Here is a 16,816-nt window from a genome sequence, read left to right as displayed (position 1 = left end):
ACGTGACACGTCACCCTATTCCACGCGCGCGTCAGGCCGGGCGCTGGGGCTCCACGACGTCGGGGTCGAGGAACCGGTCGGGCACCTCGGTCGGCCGTGGGAAGCGCGCACTGCGCTCCACCTCGTTGAGGTCGAGGTGGTTGCGCATGTAGAGCTGCCGGCCGTCGTACGGCGGGTCGTACTCCCACGGCGTCACCGTGCCCTGGCGCAGCGCGTGCCAGATCAGCCGTCGCCGGGCCTGGTCGGCGAGCACGTCGGCGTTGAGCCGGTCGAGGTCCCAGCGGGCCGCGACCTCGGTGCGCAGCTGGCGCACGCGGGCGGCGTACGCCGGGTCCTCGGCCAGGTTGACCCGCTCGTCGGGGTCGTCGGCGAGGTCGTAGAGCTGGTCGGGGTCGACCGGCGAGTGCACGAACTTCCAGGTGCCGCGCCGGATCATCACGATCGGCGCGATCGCGCCCTCGCCCATGTACTCGCCGACCACCTCGCGTGGCACCGGCTCGACGTCGGGCCGCTCGTCCGGGGCGCCGGGGTCGCGGCACAGGCCGAGCAGCGAGTGGCCGGGCATCGGGTCGACCAGCGTCGGCACGCCCTCGCCGACCAGCTCGGTCAGCGTGGGCAGCACGTCGACGAGCGAGACGGGCGCGGCCACCCGCTTGGGCGCGAACCGGGAGGGGCTGTGGATCACCAGGGGGATCCGGGCCGCGCCCTCGAAGAAGTTCATCTTGTACCAGAGCCCGCGCTCGCCGAGCATGTCGCCGTGGTCGGCCACGACCATCACCACGGTGTCGTCGTCGACCCCGAGGCCCTTCATGGTCGAGAGCAGCCGGGCGGTCCAGTCGTCGAGGTAGGACACGTTGCCGTAGTAGGCCCGCCGGGCCCGGCGTACGTCGCGCTCGGTGATCTCGACCTCGTCCATCGCGCTCACGTGGCGCAGCCGCGCGGTGTGCGGGTCGAGCGGCACCTCGCCCTGGCGGATGCGGGGCAGCGGGATGTCGACGCCCTCGAACCGGTCCCAGTACTGCGAGCGGGTGACGTAGGGGTCGTGGGGGTGGGTGAAGGAGACGACCAGCATCCAGGGCCGCTCGTCGTCGTCGCGGGCCAGCTCCTGCAGCGCCCGCACGCCCTGGTGGCCGACCTCGTCGTCGAAGAGCAGCTGGTTGGTGACCTCGGCGACGCCGGCCTGGGTGACGGCGTCCATGTTGTGCATCCACCAGTCGACGCGCTCGTCTGGCTGCAGCCAGTCGGGGGTCCAGCCGAAGTCGGCGGGGTAGATGTCGGTGGTGCGCCGCTCCTCGAACCCGTGCAGCTGGTCGGGGCCGACGAAGTGCATCTTGCCGTCGAGCACGGTGCGGTAGCCCGCCGACCGGGCGAGGTGGGCGAAGGTCGGCACGGTGGTCGCGAGGTAGGCCGCGTTGTCGTAGCCGCGGGTCGCCGAGGGCAGCTGGCCGGTCATCATGCAGTAGCGCGCAGGGGTGCACAGCGGGCTGTTGGAGTACGCCGCGTCGAAGACCACGCCCTCGCGCGCGAGCCGGTCGATGGTGGGCGTCCGCGCGGCCGCGTTGCCGTAGCACCCGAGGGCGTCGGGGGGGACCTGGTCGAACATCACGACCAGGATGTTGGGTCGCTCCGCGGGAGGCTTCACGGTCACTCCTGGAGTGTGACACCCCTGCCGGGGGTCTCCGCCAGCGCGCCACGCAACCGCTCGCGCAGGCCGCTCGCGCGCTGCACCTCGCGCGAGACCGCGGCCCGCACCGCGGCCTCGGTGCCGACCACGCGGACCCGCTCCTGGGCCCGCGTAACGGCGGTGTAGAACAGCTCGCGGGTGAGCAGGCGGGACTGCTCGTCGGGCAGCACCACGCTCACCACCCGCGCCTGGGACCCCTGCGACTTGTGCACCGTCATCGCGTGCACGGTCTCCACCCCCGCCAGCCGGCTGGTGGCCAGCTCGCGGGTGGCGCCACCGACCTGGACCACCACGCGCAGCCGGCCCTCCTCGTCGCGGACGGTCGCCCCCATGTCGCCGTTGTTGAGCAGCTGGTCGTAGTCGTTGGCGGTCACCAGGATCGGGCGGCCGGCGTACCACTCGTCGTAGTGGGTGACGCCGGTGCGCTCCGCGACCAGCCGCTCGACCAGGCGGTTCCAGCCGCCGACGCCGTAGGGGCCCTCGCGGTGGGCGCACAGCAGCCGGTGGCCGCCCAGCGCCGCGAGCGCGCCGGTCCGGTCGCCCGCCTCGCCCGTGCGGCGCAGCTCGACGGCGACGTCGGCCACCTCGTCGCGGAACCGGGTCATCGCGGCCTCGTCGGCGGCGTCGACGAGCTCGACCTCACCGCCGCCGGCGCGCAGCTGGGCCAGTGCGGCGTCGGCGTCGCCGGTGCGCAGCGCGTCGGCCAGGGCGCCGATGCGGGCGCCGAAGCGGTGCGTGCGGCGCAGCGCGGCCACCGGGGAGTCCGCGCTGTCCTCGAGGCCCGCGACCAGGTCGGCCAGCACCGCCCCGGCCTCCACCGAGGCCAGCTGGTCGGGGTCGCCCACGAGCACGAGCCGGGCGTCGGGCCGCATCGCCTCCAGCAGCCGGGCCATCATCGTCAGCGAGACCATCGAGGTCTCGTCGACGACCACGACGTCGTGCGGCAGCCGGTTGCCGCGGTGGTGACGGAACCGCACCCGGCTGTCGGGCCGCCAGCCGAGCAGCCGGTGGAGGGTGGAGGCCTGCAGCACGCCGAGCCGCTCCTGGTCGGCCGGGGCGAGCCGCTCGGTCGCCTCCTGCACGGCCTCCTGGAGCCGGGCAGCGGCCTTGCCGGTCGGGGCGCTGAGCGCCATCCGGGGCGGCCGGCCGGTCAGCAGCTCGTGCTGCTCGGCGACCAGGGTGAGCAGGCCGGCCACGGTGGTGGTCTTGCCGGTGCCGGGGCCGCCGGTGAGCACGGTGGTCCAGCGGACGGCGGCCCCGCGGGCGGCGTCGCGCTGCTCGGCGTACCCCTCGCCGGGGAAGACCCGCTCCAGCCCGGCCTCGAGGAGCCCGAGGTCGACCTCGGGCGGCTCGCGGCGCACCCGGGCGACGAGGTCGTCGCAGACCTGGCCCTCCTCGCGCCAGTAGCGGTCGAGGTAGAGGCGGGTGCCGTCGAGGCGCAGCAGCTGCTGCGCGACCAACGCACTGCCCGCCACCGCCGCGGTCCAGGCCGCCGGCTCGGGCCAGGGCAGCGCGACGTCGTCCTCGAGCGGCAGCGACCCGATGGTCGCGAGGTCGAGGCACACCGAGCCGGTGCGCACCGCGCGCACGGCGAGCGCGACGGCGAGCAGCACCTGGTCGTCGGTCTCCTCGGCCAGCGACCCCAGCCGCTGGGCGACGTGGACGTCTGCGGCCGCCAGCACCTCGGGGTGGTTGAAGGTCGCCAGCAGCCCGGTGGCGCCGAGCACGCGGCGCCGGTCGCCCGGGTCGGTCCACGGGCTCGTGGTGGTCGCGGTCATCGCGCCCCTCCCGGGGTCGGCACCGGATCGGGTCGGCCGTCGAGCAGCTCGGAGAGCTCGACGACCAGCGCGGCCGGCGGCCGCCAGCTGAAGACGCCGCAGGGCACGCCGTCGACGCGCGGGGTCTCCGGTCCGCAGAGGCCGCGCAGGTAGAGGTAGAGCACCCCGCCGAGGTGGACCTCCGGGTCGTAGCCGAGCAGCCGCCAGCGCAGGTAGCGGTGCAGCACCACGGAGTAGAGCAGCGCCTGGAGCGGGTAGTGGGAGTGCAGCATCGCGGCGTCGAGCGCGGCCGGGGCGTAGTCGAGGGCGGTGATCGGGGCACCCGGCTCACCCAGCCGGTTGGTCTTGTAGTCGACCACCACGAAGCGCTGCTCGGCCCCCTCGCCGACCCGCAGCACCACGTCGATCGAGCCGCTGAGGTAGCCGCGCAGCAGCTGGTCGCCGAGCCCGGGTGCCTCCAGCCGCTCGGCGTAGGGCCGCATCGGGTCGTCGGCGGGGAGGTGGCGGCGCAGCACGTCGGCCATCGCCGCCAGCGGCACCTGCGCCCCGGGGCGGTCGCCGCCCGCGAGCGGGATCTCGAAGTCGAGCTCGCGCAGCCGGTCGCGCAGCCCGATGTCGGCCAGGGTGCGGTCGCCGACCAGGGGTCCGAGGGGCGTGTGCTGGGACGGCAGCAGCGCCTGCGCCAGCTCGGGGGTCGGCGTCTCCACCGCCCACCAGCGGCGTTCCTGCTCCACCCGCAGCTCCAGCTCGGCGAGGAGGTCGGGGGCGGCCGGGTCGGCGTGCTCGAGGACGCCGTGGACCAGCGAGCCCAGCGTCGCGCCGGCGGGCAGGCCGTCCATCGGCGAGGGCAGGTCGGCGGCGTCCTCCCGGGCCGGGGCGGGGGTGGCGGGCAGGTCGTCCTCGGCCCCGTCGCGCTCGTCGGTGGTGCCGGCGAGCTCGGGCTCGGTCTCGGTGGTGGCACCGTCGGTCCCCGGCGTCGCGGCCTGCTCCTCGGCGCGGATCAGCCCGGAGTAGGAGGTGCGACGCCAGTCGGTGTCGACGGTCCGGTCGAACCGCCGTACGTCGAGACGGGGGGTGCCCTCGCCGGGCGGCAGCGCCGGCGCCCCGGTCGGCACGGAGTCCTCGACGACCAGGGCACCGGCCTGCTCCCAGCGCTCGAAGGCCTGGCGTGCCTCGCGCGGACCGGGGACGGCGTCGAGCCGGGTCGCCACGGTCGGGCTGCCGGGCGTGCGGCCGAGCAGCAGCCGCGACCAGCCGGCGTTGACGCTGTCGCGCGTGGGCGCCCACCAGGCCACCACCTGGCTCTGGGCGCGGGTGAGCGCGACATAGGTCAGCCGCAGCTCCTCGCCGGCCTGCTCCTCGCGGTGGCGCCGCACCGAGCGGCCGTCGCGGGTGCCGCCGACGTCGCGGGTGCGGTGGCCCTCGGCGTCGTGGAAGAGCGGGACCTCGTCGTCGGGCACCCACTTGTTGAAGGCCAGGGGGAGGTAGACGACGGGGTACTGCAGGCCCTTGCTGGCGTGGATCGTCACCAGCTGCACCGCCCGGGCGTCGGTGTCGAGACGACGGGTGCGGGCGTTGCTGCCGACCGCGGCCCGGCGCTCGCTGCGCAGCCACTCCAGCAGGCCGGTGACGCCGAGGCCCTCGCGGTGGGCCTCGTCGTGGAGCACCTGCCCGAGGTGGTGCAGGTCGGTGAGCAGCCGCTCGCCGTCGGGCCGGGCCAGGACACGCTCGGCGAGCCCGTCGGCCACCACGGCCTCGTGCACCGCCGCGATGCCGCGCGCCCGCACCAGGTCGAGCCAGCGGCGCACCCGCTCGCCGACCTCGTCGGTGACGTCCTCCCCGCCGGCGTCGAGCGCCGTCGGCGTCAGGCCGACGAACGGGCCGAGGGCGACCGACCGGACCCGGGCGGCGCGGTGGGGCTGCTCCAGCGCCTCGAGCAGGGTCAGCCACTCCCGCCCGGCCTCGGTCAGCAGCACGCTGCTGCCCCCGTGCACGACCGAGGCGACGCCCTTGGCGGCCAGCGCCCGCTGGAACAGCTCGACGTGGCGCAGGCTGTAGACCAGCACCGCGAGGTGCTCGGGCTGCAGCGGCTCGCCGTCGTGACGTGCCCCGGACCCGAGCAGGGCCGCGACGTCGTCGGCCAGGTCGGTGGCGACGTGGCGCCGGGCGGCGTCGACCGAGAGCGTGCCCCCGCCGCTCTCACCGGAGGGGCCGTCGACCACGCGGAGCCGCAGCGGCGCCGGGCGCGGGGCCCCGGTGAGCCGCGAGGTGGCGTGGTGGGCCGCCACCGGGTGCACGGTGATGCGCGGGTCACCGAGCTCGGCGCCGCCCAGCAGCGCCTGCAGCGCGTCGACCAGGGGGGCGTCGCTGCGCCAGTTGGTGGCCAGCGTGCGGTGCTCGACCGCGGTGCCGGCGGCGTCGAGGTAGGTCACCACGTCGCCGCCCCGGAAGGCGTAGATCGCCTGCTTGGGGTCGCCGATGAGCACCATCGTGGCGGCGCCGCCGAAGGCGAGGTCGAGCACCTGCCACTGCACCGGGTCGGTGTCCTGGAACTCGTCGACCAGCACGGTGTGCCAGCGGTGCTGCATCCGCGCGCGGGCCGGGGAGTCGGGATGGCGCAGCGCGTCGCGGAGGCGGGAGAGGAGGTCGTCGTAGGACAGGACGCCGCGGCGGCGCTTGCGGCGCTCCAGCTCCGCGCGGACCGCCTCGCCGAAGTCGCGGCGCTCCACCGCCGGCGAGCCCTCGGCACCCTCGGCGACGAGCAGCGACTGCGGGTCGCCGGTGGCGACGCGGGCGACACCGAGCGCCACCTCCCGGGTGAAGGGGGGCCGGGCGAGGTCGCCGTAGCGGGCCAGGAAGAGGTCGTCGACCACCTCGACCACGAGGTCGTCGAGCTGCTCGACCAGCTCGGCGCCGGTGTCGGTGTCGCCGGCGACGCCGAGCGAGCGCAGCACCTGCTGGCAGAACTGGTGGGTGGTGGCGATGGTGGCGCCGTCGAAGTCGGCCAGGGCCTGGCGCAGCCGCTCGCGCCGCTGGGCGACCTCGTCGTCGTCGGCACCGGCGAGCAGGCCGGTCAGGCCGCCGGCGGCCCGGGCCGCGACCGGGTCGGCGAGCGCCCGCTCCGCGGCCACGAGCTGCTCGCGGACGCGCTCGCGCAGCTCCTGGCTGGCGGCGCGGCCGAAGGTGATGACGAGGAGCTCGTCGAGCCGGGCACGACCCTCGGCGACGTAGCGGGTGACCAGCGCCCCCACGGCCCAGGTCTTGCCGGTCCCGGCGCTCGCCTCGAGCAGCGCGGTGCCGGTCGGCAGCTCGCCGAGCGGGTCGAAGGGCGTGGGCGCGGGGCGCACCGGCGTGCCGGCGGTCGGGGCGCTCACGACCGCGCCCGATCCAGGACGGGGCGCCACAGCGTGGTGGCGAGCGCGCCGAGCCGCGTGGTCTGGCCCTCGCGCTCCTCGCCGGACAGCGGACGCTGCTCGAGCAGCCGCGCGAGCGGGGCGTCGGCCCCCCAGACCCGGACGTGGGCCTCGTCCTCGCACTCCGGGCCGAACCGCGCCCGCGACCACTCGGCCTCGGCCTTGGGGCGCGCCGCGCGCGGGTTGGCGGCCCAGGCGTGGCCGGTCCGGAGCGGCAGCGGCAGCGGCGCGGCGGTGCCCGCGTCGTAGATCGCGACCAGCTCGCGCAGCCGGACGGTGGCCTCCTCGACGGGCGCGAAGGCGGCCCGGGCGGTCGGCTGGCTGCGGAAGCGGCCCCGACCCACCGAGCCCGCGGTCCAGCCGCGGCCGGGGCTGTCGGCGCACAGCGCGAGGAGCGGGACCCAGGCGTCGAGGTAGTGCCGCGGACCGAGCCGGGAGTAGCTGTGGCGCACCACCCGGGTGCCGTGGATGCCGGTCACCGTGCCGCGCAGCCGGCGGCCGTCGCCGAGGTCGACGTCGACGTCGCGCGCGGTCGCGCGCTGGCCCTGCGTCACCGAGTCGACCAGCTCGGCGACCGGCAGCGCCTGGTCGGCCAGTCGCTTGGCGAGGTCCCAGCCGAGGCGGCCCGGCGGCAGCACGCCCCGGCGCCACTCGCGGTCGCGCGCCTGTCCCGGGGTGCGGCCCAGCAGCAGGTCGGCCAGCAGCCGCTCCCCCACCTGCCACTGCTGCAGTCCGTCGAGGTCGACGGGCAGCCCGTCGGTGACCTCCTCGCCCTCGTCGGGCAGGGCCACCTCGAGCCGCCGGCGCAGGAAGTGACGGACCGGGTGGCGCAGGAAGGCCGACAGCTCGGCGAGCTCGACGTCGCCCCCCGGACGCGGCAGCACCGCCCCGGCCAGGGCGGGCGGCGCCTCCCGGGGCCGGGCCGCTGCGCGCGCCCCGGCGAGGGCGGCGCCGTCGAAGGAGAACGGGCGCGGCGGGACCAGGTTGTCCTGGTCGAAGGCCTGCAGCGGGTGGGAGCGGAGCACGTGGTCGCGCCCGCCGGGGACGGTCAGCTCCACGGCGTCGAGCAGCTCGCCCAGCGGCACGGCCGGAGGACGCGGGGCGCCGGTCGTCTCGTGGGCCCCGGTGTAGGTCACCACGAGGTGCTCGGTGGCCGCGACCACGGCGTCGAGCATCAGCTGGCGGTCCTCGCTGCGGACGTCGCGCTCCCCCGTGAGCGGGCGCCGGGCCAGCACGTCGTCGCCGTCCACCGCCCCCACGCGGGGGAAGGAGCCGTCGTCGAGCCCGAGCAGGCACACCACCCGGTGGGGCACCGAGCGCATCGGCACCATCGTGGCGACGGTGAGGGTGCCGGTGCGGAAGTTGGCGCGGGTGGGGCGCCCGGCCAGCCGCTCGGCCATCAGGGAGCGCACGTCGGGCAGCCGCAGCTCGAGGTCGCCGGCCCAGGAGCGGGCGCTGGCGTCGAGCACCTGGGCAAGCTCGCGGTGGACCTGCGCGGTCTGCCACTCCTCGCCCCGGGGCACGAGCGTCAGCTCCTCGACCGCACGGCCGATCGTGGTCAGCCAGTGGTCGACCGGGTGGCTGCCGGTGAGCGCCCCGGCCAGGCGCTGCACCCGGTCGAGGGCCTCGGCCAGCCGGCCGGCGAGGTCGATGCTGGTGGAGCCGACGTCGTCGAGCGGCAGCGTGGCGCCGAAGTAGCGGTCGGCGTCGTCGCTCACCGCCACCCCGGTCAGCACCCGGTCGATCCCGAATCGCCAGGTGTTCTGCACGAACCGCTCGAGGCCGAAGTCACGGCGGTGCTCGCCGTCGAAGGCCCAGCGCACCCCGGCCTTCTCGACCCAGTCGGTGAGGGTCTCCAGGTCGCTCTCGGTGAGCCCGAAGCGACGGCGCACCGGCTCGGTCGCCAGCAGGTCGAGCACCACGCTGGCCTCGGCCCGGCCCCCGGCCAGGTCGAGCAGGCGCTCCACCACGGCGAGCAGCGGGTTGGTCTGGGTCAGCGAACGGTCGGCGAGCCGCACGCGCAGCCGGTGGCCGGGGTGGCTGCCGATCTCCCCCATCCCGAAGGCGGCGGAGACGAGCGGGGCGTAGGCCTCGATGTCGGGGCACATCACCACGACGTCGCGCGGCTCCAGGGTCGGGTCGTCGGCGAGCAGCCCGAGGAGCACCTCACGGAGCACCTCGACCTGGCGGGCCGGACCGTGGCAGGCGTGGACCTGGACGCTGCGGTCGTCCCCGCGCAGCACCCGGTCGAGCCCGGCCTCGTCGGGGGAGCGGTCGGCGGCGAGGTCGGCCTGCAACCAGCCGAGCAGCGTCGTCTCCCCCGGACCCGCCGGGTCCTCCGTCGCTGACGTGACGTCGAGGGGGCCGACCTCCTGCAGCGAGCGCTGCAGCTCGCGCAGGTCCCGGCCGAGCGAGGCGAGCAGCGGGTGGTGCACCCGGCGCCGGGCGGGGTCGTCGTCACGGGCCACCGAACCGGTGAGGTCGGTGAGGGCCGCCCACGACGCCGGGGAGGGGTGCGGCAGCCAGAGGTGGACCTCACGGCGCTCGCCGAGCGCCGCGAGCAGCCGCACCTCGGTGACCGGCAGCCGGGTGTGGCCGAACAGCGAGAGCCGGGCCGGCAGGTCGGGGTCCAGCTCGCCCGAGCCCAGCGCGTCGCAGACCTCGCGGTGCCGCACCACCGGCGACGGCGCCCCCACCCGGGCGACCAGCCGCCGCCACAGCTCGGGCTGCCAGGTGAGGTCGGGGTCGAGCACTCCCTCGGCGCCGTCGGTGTCGCGGCCCGCCTCCCAGTCGGTGAGCAGCGACGGGCGCTGCACGGCGTACGCCGCGAGGTGGCGCGCGAGCCGCCGCGCCGTGGCGTAGCGACGGCCCCGACGCAGCTCGCGCTCCTCGCCCTCGTGCTCGTGCCCGAGGTGGAGGCTCAGCGTCTGGCACCAGGGCTCGCCCGCCGCCTCGTCGACGACCTGGAGCAGCGGCCAGACGAGCGCGTCGGGCGACCACGGGTCGTCCTCGGTGGTGCCGAGCACCTCGCCGACCAGGCTCGCGGGCGAGCGCAGCTCGACGCCGGCGCACAGGCCGTCCTCCCGCCCCGGTGCGGCCCCGACCCGGTGGGAGAGCCGCTGGCTGAGCCACCGCTCGACGCCCCGCGCCGGGACGATCACCAGCTCCGGGGCGAACGGGTCCTCCGGCGGCTCGGCGAGCAGCGCCGCGAGGCCGTCGGCGAGCGCGTCGGCCCGCGGGGCGCGGTGGAGGAGCAGGGGCACGGGCGGACCTGGGGGTCGGGGACGGGTCTGGACCCCGGTGGAGACCGGGACGGGGCGACCCTAGTCCTCGCCACCGACAGGGCCGCGGCCGTGTCTGACAGGCTGGTGACGTGAGCACGACGGAGCCTGCCGAGGACCCCTTCGCCGCCCCGGACGCCACCACGGGCATCGGATCGGCGGCCGGTGACGCCCCCGTCCAGCGGCTGCGTCCTCCGCGCCACCGGGTGTCCCCCCGCGCTCCCGTGATGTGGGCGCTGGGCTCGTTGTCCGGCAACCTGCTGCTGCTCGCGGGACTGCTGGTCGTGCGCTGGTTCGACTGGTTCGACCTGGCCTGGTGGGTCTGGGCGTTGCTGGCCGTCAACGCGGTCGTCGGCGTCGTGGTCTCGCCGCTCGTGCGCTACCGGGTCCACCGCTGGGAGAGCACCGACTCGGCCGTCTACACCCAGTCGGGCTGGCTCTCCCTGGAGCGCCGGATCGCCCCCATGGCCAAGGTGCAGACCGTCGACGTCGAGCAGGGCGCCTTCGCCCGGCTCCTCGGCCTGGCCACCGTCACCGTCACCACCGCCTCGGCCGCCGGGCCGGTCAAGATCGAGGGCATCGAGTCGGCCACCGCCGATCGGCTGGTCGCCGAGCTGACGCGGCGCACCACCGCCGAGGCGGGCGACGCGACGTGACCGAGCCCCCGGTGCCGGCTCCGGCCGCCAACCCGACCCCGGTCCCCGAGCAGCCCTGGCGCCGCCTCGACACCAAGATGCTGCTGGTGCACCCGGTGCAGCAGGTGCTGCGGTTCCTGCCGGTGCTGGTCGGCCTGGTCGTCGTGGGCGGGTCGCGGGGCACCTGGTGGCAGGTCGCCGGCGTGGTCGTCCCGGTCCTGCTGGGCGTCGCGACGTACTTCTCCACCCGGTTCCGCATCACCCCCGACCAGCTGGAGCTGCGGCGCGGCCTGGTGCAGCGCACCACGCTCAGCGCACGGCTCGACCGGGTGCGCTCGGTCGAGGTGACGGCGCCGCTGATCCACCGGCTGCTCGGCCTCACCCAGGTCAGGATCAGCACCGGCAGCGCCTCGGTGACCGGCGACGACGGCTTCGCGCTCGACGGACTGGCCGCCTCGGAGGCGCGGGAGCTGCGCGCGCTGCTGCTCCACCGCTCGGAGGCGGTCCCGGACGCCCCCGCCGCGCCCGCGGACCCGACCTCCGTGCCGCCTCCGGCCCCGGTCGCCGAGCCCGACGAGGTGCTGCTCCGGTTCGACCCGCGCTGGGCCCGCTTCGCGCCGCTGACCGCCTCGGGCGCGGTCATCGCCAGCGCGGTGCTGGCCGTGGGGTCGCAGGGCATCGACGCCGTGGGGATCGACCCGGTCAGCGACCTCGGTCTGGACGAGCGGCTCGGCGACGTGCGCGTGCTGCCCCTGGTCGGGGTCGGGCTCCTGGTGTTCCTCGTGCTGACCGCGGTCTCGGGCGTGCTGGGCTACCTCGTCACCAACTGGGGGTTCACGCTGACGCGCGACCGCCAGGGCCGCTCGCTGCAGGTGCGTCGCGGCCTGACCACCACCTCGGAGACCAGCGTCGAGGTCGCGCGCGTGCGCGGCGCCCGCCTGACCGAGCCGATCGGGCTGCGGCTCACCGGCGCCGCCGGCACCGAGGCCCTCCTTGCTGGCGGGTCGGTGCTCTCCGGGGGCACCGCGACCGTGGCCCCCGCCGCTCCGCGCGGGGTCGCGCTCGCGACCGCCGCCCGCGTCCTGGGCCACGGCGGCCTCGAGGCGCCCCTGCGCCCCCACGGGCCGGCCGCCCGCCGTCGGCGGCTGCTGCGCGCGGTCGTCGGCGCCGGCGTACCCGTCGTCGCGCTCGTGGTGGCCGCGGTGCTCGACCGGGTGCCGTGGTGGCCCGCGGTGACGGCCGCGGTGGTGCTGCTGCCGCTCGGGGTCGCGCTCGGGGCCGACCGCTACCGGCGGCTCGGGCACGCCCTGGTCGAGGACCACCTCGTGGTGCGCTGGGGCACCGTCGGCGGGCGCCACGTCGCCCTGCACACCGCCGGGATCATCGGCTGGAACCTCCAGCAGACCTGGTTCCAGCGCCGTGCGGGGCTGGCCACGCTGGTGGCGACCACGGCCGCCGGCGGCCAGTCGCTGGAGGTGCTCGACGTGCCCGTCGACGTCGCCGTCGCGCTGGCGGACGCGGCGACCCCGGGCCTGCTCACGCCGTTCCTGGCGGCCTGACGCCGCGTCGGGTCAGAGCAGCCGCTTGAGCACCGGCAGCGGCGCGTGCCGCATCACCACGCTCATCGGCGCCCAGGGCAGCGGCGGCACGCACGCCGAGGCCTTCTCCTTCTCGATCGCCTCGACCATCGCGCGCACGCCCACCTCGGTGGAGACCATCCCGCGCACCTTGCTCGGGTCGACCTGGTCGTTCATCTCCGAGGAGATGTAGCCCGGGTAAATCACGCTGACCTTGATGTCGGTGCCGTAGAGCTCGGTGCGCAGCCCCTCGGCGAGGTGCGCCGCACCGGCCTTGGTCGCGGCGTACGTCGTCATCGACTTCGGCATCCCGCGCATCGCCGACATCGAGCTCACCATGACGAAGTGACCACGGCCCTGCGCGCGGAAGAGCTCCATCGCCGCCTCGGACTGCGCGAGCGCGGCGACGAAGTTGGTCATCGCGGTCTCCCGGTTGGCGTCGAAGCGGCCGGTGCCCAGCGCCGCCCCCTTGCCCAGGCCCGCGTTGACCACGACCCGGTCGATGCTGCCGAAGTCGGCGGCGAACGACCGGAACACCGAGAACACCTGGTCGTCGTCGGTCACGTCGAGCGCCCGCACCTCGACGCGGCGCTCCGGGTGGGACGCGGCGATCTCGGCACGCAGCGCGTCGAGCTTCTCGGCGCGCCGCGCGCACAGCGCCAGGTCGTGGCCCCGGGCGGCGAACTGCCGGGCCATCTCGGCGCCGAGCCCGCTGCTCGCGCCGGTGATGAGGATCGTCTGTCGGTGGGGTGCCATGCGGGTCATCCTGCCGGGCGACGCCTACGGTCCGGGCGCGGGTCGCGCAGCGGGGGTGGCCGATCGGTCGGGCAGCGGCGGGTCCACCCCGGTCCACCCGGTCCACCCCGGTCCACCCCGGGAGACACCGGGCGCGGGTGGGCGGCCAGCCGGGCGGCGTACGGACAAGTCGGGCGGCTCGACCGGCAAAACTGCCCGTGAGACCCGACATTCCGGTCACCGACGGGCAGTTTCACCGGCTAACCGGTGAAACTGCCCGCTCAGGTCACCGTCCGCATCGCCCGAGCCGCCCCGCGCAGGTAGCGCGTGACCACCTCGCGCTCGGCGTCGGTGAGGCCGGCGTCGAGCTCGGCGAGCTCGCGGAACATCGGCATCAGGTGACCCACGACCTCGGCGCGGCCGGAGTCGCTGATCGTCACCGACGTACGCCGGCCGTCGCTGGCGTGGCTGACGCGCCTGGCGTGCCCCCGGGCCTCGAGCCGGTCGATGATGCCCGACGAGGCGGCCGAGCTGACGCCGAGGACGCGGCTCAGCTCGCCGGGACCCATCGGGCCCTCGACGAGGTGCTCGAGCGTGCGCAGCTCGTTGTGGGTCAGCCCGGCGCGGTTGGCCACCGCCGGGGCGACCTGCTCTGCGAGCCGGGTGAGCTCCCGCAGCGCCAGCAGCGAGGAGGTCTGCTCCCAGGCGTCCGTCCACCTGCTATCTTCGCTCACTAGATTGCTCACTTAGTTAGTCATCAACCGAGACACCAGGAGCCTACTCCGTGGCCACCCTCCGTCGGTTCCTCGTGAACCGCGCCAGCTTCCTCGTCGGCCTGCTGCTGCTCGTGCTCGGCGTCCTCACCATCGCCGGCCTCGGCCAGGCGACCCGCGACAGCGCGGTCGACGACGCCCTGCCCGCCGGCACCGACAGCACCCGCGCCGCCCAGGTGCGCGACACGCTGCCGCAGGAGGACGGCTCGACCGCGATCGCGCTGTTCACGCGCGACGACAACGGCGAGCTCGACGACGCCCAGGTCGGCGCGCTGCGCGAGGCCGTGGCCGGGCTCAACGTCGACCGGGTCGAGGTGCCGGACGGACCGCAGGCGCTGGTGGCCGCGGAGGACGGCACCGCGGCGATCAGCGTGCTGCCGGTGCGTGCGAACGACGCCACCGGCACCGCCGCGGCCGTCGGCGACCTGCGCGACGCCCTCGACGCGGCCGTGCCCGACGGCGTCACCGCCGAGGTCACCGGCCCGGCCGGCATCCAGGCCGACCTCGCGGCCGTCTTCGACGGCGCCGACGTCCGGCTGCTCGCCACCACCGCCGGCGTGGTGGCGATCCTGCTCGTCATCACCTACCGCAGCCCGGTGCTGTGGCTGGTGCCCCTCGCCGTCGTCGGCATCGCCGACCAGACCGCCGCGGTGCTCGCGACCCGGGCGCTCAAGGAGCTCGTCGTCCCCTGGGACGAGTCGACCACCGGCATCCTCTCGGTGCTCGTCTTCGGCGCCGGCACCAACTACGCGCTGCTGCTGATCTCGCGCTACCGAGACGAGCTGCGCTCCCACGAGGACCGCTACGAGGCGATGCGGCTGGCGCTGCGGCGTACGGCCGAGGCGGTCTTCGCCAGCGCCACCACCGTCGTGGTGGGCGTGCTCTGCCTCGCGCTGTCGCTGGTCCCCACCACCCGCGGCCTCGGCATCGCCTGCGCGGTCGGCATCGTCGTCGCCGTCCTGTTCGTGCTCGGCGCCCTGCCCGGGCTGCTGGTCGCCTGCGGTCGCTGGGTGTTCTGGCCGCGGGTGCCCCACGTCGGGACCGCCTCGCTGGCCGAGGGCCACTCGCTGTGGCGCCGGGTCGGCGACGCGGTGGCGCGGCGTACGGCCCTGTTCGCCGTGGGCACCGTCGTCGCTCTCGCCCTGCTCGCCTCCGGCCTGGGCGTCGCCCGACTCGGGCTGCCCACGGCCGAGCAGTTCCTGCAGACGCCCGAGGCGATCTCGGCCGGCGAGCGGCTGGCCGAGTCCTTCCCCGCCGGCAGCTCCGACCCGGCGACCGTGGTCACGAAGGACCCCGAGGCGGCCCGGTCCGCCCTCGACGGCCTCGACGGCGTGCAGTCCGTGACCCCGGGTGGGGAGGGTGACGGCTGGACCGAGCTCAGCGTGGTGCTCGCCGATGCCCCCGACTCCGAGGCCGCGGAGGCGACGGTGGAGCGGATGCGCACGGCGCTGGACGGGGTGGACTCGACCTACGTCGGCGGTGCGACCGCCGAGGCCGTCGACCTCGCCGACGCCTCGGCCCGCGACCGGCTGGTGATCTTCCCGCTCGTGCTGCTGCTCGTGCTCGGGGCGCTGCTGCTCCTGCTGCGGGCGGTGGTAGCGCCGGTGCTGCTCGTGCTCACCGTCCTGGCGACGTACGCCGCGGCGCTCGGCGTCGGCTGGTGGGTCTTCTCCGGGCTGCTCGGCTTCTCCGGCATCGACCAGGGGATGCCGCTGCTGGCCTTCTTGTTCCTGGTCGCGCTGGGCGTCGACTACAACATCTTCCTGGTCACCCGGACCCGCGAGGAGGCTCGGCTGCACGGCCCTCGGGAGGGGATGCTGCGTGCGCTGGCCGCGACCGGCGGCGTCATCACCAGCGCCGGCGTGCTGCTGGCGGCGGTCTTCGCGGTGCTCGGCGTGCTGCCGCTGGTGGTGCTCGCGCAGCTGGGTGTGGTCATCTGCATCGGCGTGCTGCTCGACACCCTGCTGGTCCGCACCGTGCTCGTCCCGGCCCTCGCGCTGCTGCTGGGCGACCGGTTCTGGTGGCCGCGGAAGGTCGGCCCGGACCACGCGCGGGAGCGCGCCGACGACGTCGTCGTGGGCGGGTCGCGCAGCTAGGAGAGCTCGGCGGGGACGAATTCCGGGCACGCTCGGGAGACCGTGGCACCTGCCACCCTCTCCCGAGCCCGTCGGAGGCGGCTCGGCTACGAAGCCACGTCGCCGCAGGTTCGGTGGGCGCCAGCAAACACACCTGCCACGCGTGCGGCTCAGCGGTAGGTCGTCAGCTCCGGCATCCCGTCGAGGTGGGCGTGGTCGTTGAAGGTGACCAGCGTCGTGCCGCGTCGGCCCACCACCAGGCGGGTCAGGCCGGAGTTGACGCAGACGACGTTGAGCTTGCGCCACAGCCGGGTCGCGAGCTCGGGGTCGCCGTCGGCGAGCAGGCTCGCGGTCACCCAGGCGATCGCGCCGCCCGAGGTGACGACGGCCGTGGTGCCGGGTGCGCCGTCCTGGGTCGTACGCCGCAGCGCGTCGTCGACCCGCGACGTGAACGCGGCGAACGGCTCGGCGTAGCGGTCGGCGTGCTCGGGGAGCATCCACGACTCCAGGGCCGTCTCGAGCAGCGCCTGGTAGCCGCGCTTGTCGGTGGGCGCCTCGGCCGGCGGTCCCGTCTCCGACCGGGGCATGCCCTCGAGCACCGCGACGTGGTCGAACTCGTCCCACGCGGGGTCGACGGCGACGTCGGCGGCCGAGGGTGCACCCGGGAGCTCGCCGAGCGCCGCCTCGGTCGTCTCACGGTGGCGACGCATCGAGCCCCGCACCACCCGGTCGGGCACGACGCCGCGGGACGCCAGCGCACGGCCCAGGACCCGTCCCTGCTCCCAGCCGGACGGGGACAGCACGTCGTAGTCGTCGGCGTCCCAGGAGGCCTGGCCGTGCCGGACGAGCAGCAGCTGGCCCACGC

At 75.8% G+C, this 16,816-nt stretch carries 10 protein-coding genes; 3 read left to right on the top strand and 7 right to left on the bottom strand.

Features of this window, described 5'->3' with window-relative positions:
* Positions 1-31: 31 nt before the first annotated feature.
* Genes betC through recC form a run of 4 tightly spaced genes read right to left on the bottom strand, consistent with a single transcriptional unit; the run spans position 32 to position 10,138 of the window.
* Positions 32-1,642 carry a choline-sulfatase gene (betC, locus tag ASG49_RS08600; protein ID WP_200936259.1) on the bottom strand — a complete coding sequence of 537 codons (1,611 nt, stop codon included), beginning with the start codon at positions 1,640-1,642 and terminating at the stop codon, positions 32-34.
* A gap of 2 nt (positions 1,643-1,644) precedes the next feature.
* Positions 1,645-3,462 (bottom strand): exodeoxyribonuclease V subunit alpha, encoded by a 1,818-nt coding sequence (gene recD / locus ASG49_RS08595; RefSeq protein WP_082533957.1) that lies wholly within the window; start codon positions 3,460-3,462, stop codon positions 1,645-1,647.
* Positions 3,459-6,836: a UvrD-helicase domain-containing protein gene (locus ASG49_RS08590; RefSeq protein WP_235561986.1), complete on the bottom strand. Its 3,378-nt coding sequence runs from the start codon at positions 6,834-6,836 to the stop codon at positions 3,459-3,461. Before ASG49_RS08590 ends, recD begins: the two co-directional genes overlap by 4 nt.
* Positions 6,833-10,138 carry an exodeoxyribonuclease V subunit gamma gene (gene recC / locus ASG49_RS08585; RefSeq protein WP_056540280.1) on the bottom strand — a complete coding sequence of 1,102 codons (3,306 nt, stop codon included), beginning with the start codon at positions 10,136-10,138 and terminating at the stop codon, positions 6,833-6,835. The genes ASG49_RS08590 and recC overlap by 4 nt, the downstream gene beginning before the upstream one ends.
* Before the next feature lie 110 nt (positions 10,139-10,248).
* Between recC and ASG49_RS08580 the strand changes: the two genes are divergently transcribed.
* Both ASG49_RS08580 and ASG49_RS08575 read left to right on the top strand, forming a co-directional pair.
* On the top strand, positions 10,249-10,812 hold the full coding sequence (locus tag ASG49_RS08580; protein ID WP_235561985.1) for a PH domain-containing protein: 564 nt from the start codon (positions 10,249-10,251) through the stop codon (positions 10,810-10,812).
* Positions 10,809-12,350, top strand: coding sequence for a PH domain-containing protein (locus tag ASG49_RS08575; protein WP_056540276.1), 1,542 nt, complete (start codon positions 10,809-10,811; stop codon positions 12,348-12,350). The genes ASG49_RS08580 and ASG49_RS08575 overlap by 4 nt, the downstream gene beginning before the upstream one ends.
* A gap of 12 nt (positions 12,351-12,362) precedes the next feature.
* Here ASG49_RS08575 and ASG49_RS08570 read toward each other — a convergent pair whose 3' ends face one another.
* Positions 12,363-13,124 (bottom strand): SDR family oxidoreductase, encoded by a 762-nt coding sequence (locus ASG49_RS08570; protein WP_056540274.1) that lies wholly within the window; start codon positions 13,122-13,124, stop codon positions 12,363-12,365.
* Between the two features lie 260 nt (positions 13,125-13,384).
* A complete protein-coding gene (locus ASG49_RS08565) occupies positions 13,385-13,837 on the bottom strand; it encodes a MarR family winged helix-turn-helix transcriptional regulator (protein ID WP_056540273.1) in 453 nt (150 codons plus the stop codon).
* Between the two features lie 50 nt (positions 13,838-13,887).
* On the opposite strand from ASG49_RS08565, the gene ASG49_RS08560 reads away from it, so the two are divergent.
* The gene (locus tag ASG49_RS08560) at positions 13,888-15,972 is read left to right on the top strand and encodes an MMPL family transporter (RefSeq protein ID WP_056540269.1); all 2,085 of its coding nucleotides are present in this window, start codon (positions 13,888-13,890) and stop codon (positions 15,970-15,972) included.
* A 149-nt stretch (positions 15,973-16,121) separates the two neighbouring features.
* On the opposite strand, the gene ASG49_RS08555 is transcribed toward ASG49_RS08560, so the two are convergent.
* Entirely contained in the window at positions 16,122-16,814 is a 693-nt protein-coding gene (locus tag ASG49_RS08555) for a histidine phosphatase family protein (protein ID WP_056540266.1), read from the bottom strand.
* Between the last annotated feature and the right edge of the window lie 2 nt (positions 16,815-16,816).

The sequence above is a fragment of the Marmoricola sp. Leaf446 genome, assembly GCF_001424755.1.
Lineage (GTDB): Bacteria > Actinomycetota > Actinomycetes > Propionibacteriales > Nocardioidaceae > Marmoricola.
This window is presented reverse-complemented; position numbering and strand designations above follow the sequence as displayed.

Bases quoted from the DNA above. Each gene is read 5' to 3' on its own strand.
- recD (WP_082533957.1), bottom strand. From the start codon at position 3,462: ATGACCGCGACCACCACGAGCCCGTGGACCGACCCGGGCGACCGGCGC.
- ASG49_RS08570 (WP_056540274.1), bottom strand. From the start codon at position 13,124: ATGGCACCCCACCGACAGACGATCCTCATCACCGGCGCGAGCAGCGGG.